Below are 2,348 nucleotides of genomic sequence, written 5' to 3'. Positions count from 1 at the left end.
GCGAACTCATGCGCCCAGCTCACTTCAGGCCTCCAGGTTAACGTACTTAAAGCGCCTTTATGATCTTCCTGGGTGATGCGTTCATTATGATTACCACCTGCGGCAAAGGTCACATAGCGATATTCATCAAGTTGATTCAGATAGGCTTTGGTATTCCAGAATAAGTTATCGCTGAGATCAACATCCAGATGTGCACTGAATTGATTCATCGAGCGATCCCCGCCATCAGGCGCATTGTGAGGACGAGATTGTTCTGGATCTTCGCGGGCTTCAAAACGGGTTAAATAACCTGCTTCTTCAGCATCGGCCTGACCATGACGGGCGATAAAACCAATCTGAGCGCGTCCGCTTTCCGGGGTATAAAACCATTTACCTGAAAACGTGCTTTTTTCAATATCACTATGATCACGATAACGATTTGAATCTAAATAACTGACGGCATAGTTTTGTGAAAAACCGTTGCTTTCAAGGCCACTTACAAATTGAACATGACGTGTGTCAAAGCTGCCGTAGCTGGCCCTCGCTTTGTTATAGTTGCCACCTTGTTGGGTCAGTATGTCGGCATTGCCAGCAATATTATGTAATCCGTATCGCGGGTCATTGGTGCCTCGAACGACTTCAATACTCTCAATTTCAAGTGGCGTCAGTAACTCCAGATAAGGCATGTTTCCTGAATTCTGGTTACTCGGAACGCCATCAATCAGCAATTTAACGGCATTAATTTCACCTTCACCATTAAAGCCTCGAAACGAGATTTTTCCGGACTCATTACCCATCCCATATTGTGTGAGCATCACACCGGGCATTTGATCAAACAACTGCCAGGTGTAATTCACGTTTTGATCTTCAATGCGATCCTGGCTTAATACATCAACCGATGTAGAGAGATTACGAGAAGTCAGAGGACCGATATTGTCTGAAGACACCACCATACTGCCCAGACTCAAGCTGGCATCATCCAGCAAATTGGGCGTTTCGGCATATACGCCATTAGCATAAATGACAGCTAGAGCAATGCTAAGAGGTTTGAGCGTTTTGCTTATCGTCATGATGTGGGTCACGTCTTATAAATGGTTAGGTTTTAAAAAACCAAAAGCATAACGATCTGATTGCCAACAAAAATGGGTGATATGCATTAATGGTGTGGCAAAAGCCACAAATGGGGCTTAACAATGCCCCAATTCAGCCAATGATGTAGTTTCAGCATCACCAACAATAATATGATCCAGCACCCGAATATCCACCAGCTCCAAAGCACTGCGTAACCGTTTGGTGATCTGAATATCCGACTGACTCGGTTCAGCCACACCGGAAGGGTGGTTATGAGCAAAAATCACTGCCGCCGCATTGTGCTTCAATGCATGCTTCACCACCTCACGCGGATACACACTGGCACCATCAATCGTGCCCCGAAATAACGGTTCAAAACTGATTAACCGATGTCGGGTATCGAGAAACAGACAGGCAAATACTTCATGTGGAAAATGTCGTAACTGACGTTGCAGATAGAGTCGGGTAGTGACTGCATCAGTAAACGCATTACCTCGAGTCAGAGTTGATTCAAGATGACGCCGACTCATCTCCAGCACCGCTTGCAACTGCACAAACTTCGCTGTGCCCAAACCATGCTGCTGACAAAAGCTATGATGATCTGCTTCAAATAAAGCTCGTAAACCACCAAAGTCGGAAAGTAGTTTTCGAGCTAAATCGACAGCCGAAATGCCGGTCACACCAGTTCGAAGAAAGATTGCCAAGAGCTCTGCATCCGATAATGCTGCGGCCCCTGATTGAAGCAGTTTTTCACGCGGCCGTTCATCTGCCGGCCAGTCCTTGATTGCCATGATTCGCTCCCTGCGATTTTAGATTTTAATGAAGCTTAAATTTAATGATGGAGAATCATAAATACAAATGAGATTGATGATTCTGTGAACTGGTACGAGTAGTTGTGGTGATTGGGATAAAGCAAGTATCTCCTCCAAATCACCAATAATTAATCGTTAATGATTCACGATTAATTTTTTCGGTTATAGTTAACCAGCTATAAGAGATTAATTTTCAATCACTTAACAAAGGCAGATGGATATGCAAAATAATTATGATCCATTCACATTAATAATTATTATGAGGTCGCAGACCTCATTAACAGACTGTTATAAGGCATGGATGACTTTTCGTAACGGCACAACATCCGCTTTCGACCTTACTCGGTTCTCTTGATGCATCCGGAGCAGCCTATGCGATTAAGCCTTCTCAGAACACTGGGTTACTTCACCGACGGGCTCTGGACAGCCTGGGGCGGACGGGAGCGGATTGAAGCCAAACAGCTCCGAAACCTGCGGCGTCTCGTG

The 2,348-nt window shown here is 44.9% G+C and carries 2 protein-coding genes; both read right to left on the bottom strand.

What is annotated here, in order from left to right; genetic code table 11:
• Positions 1 to 1,049: TonB-dependent receptor (locus tag B3182_RS02130; protein ID WP_292751354.1), on the bottom strand; the 1,049-nt coding region annotated here is incomplete at its 3' end.
• Positions 1,050 to 1,166: 117 nt separating this feature from the next.
• Positions 1,167 to 1,841 carry a RadC family protein gene (gene radC / locus B3182_RS02125; protein WP_292751351.1) on the bottom strand — a complete coding sequence of 225 codons (675 nt, stop codon included), beginning with the start codon at positions 1,839 to 1,841 and terminating at the stop codon, positions 1,167 to 1,169.
• Positions 1,842 to 2,348: the final 507 nt, after the last annotated feature.

The sequence above is a fragment of the Methylophaga sp. UBA4204 genome (genome assembly GCF_002379485.1).
Classification (GTDB): domain Bacteria; phylum Pseudomonadota; class Gammaproteobacteria; order Nitrosococcales; family Methylophagaceae; genus Methylophaga.
This window is presented reverse-complemented; position numbering and strand designations above follow the sequence as displayed.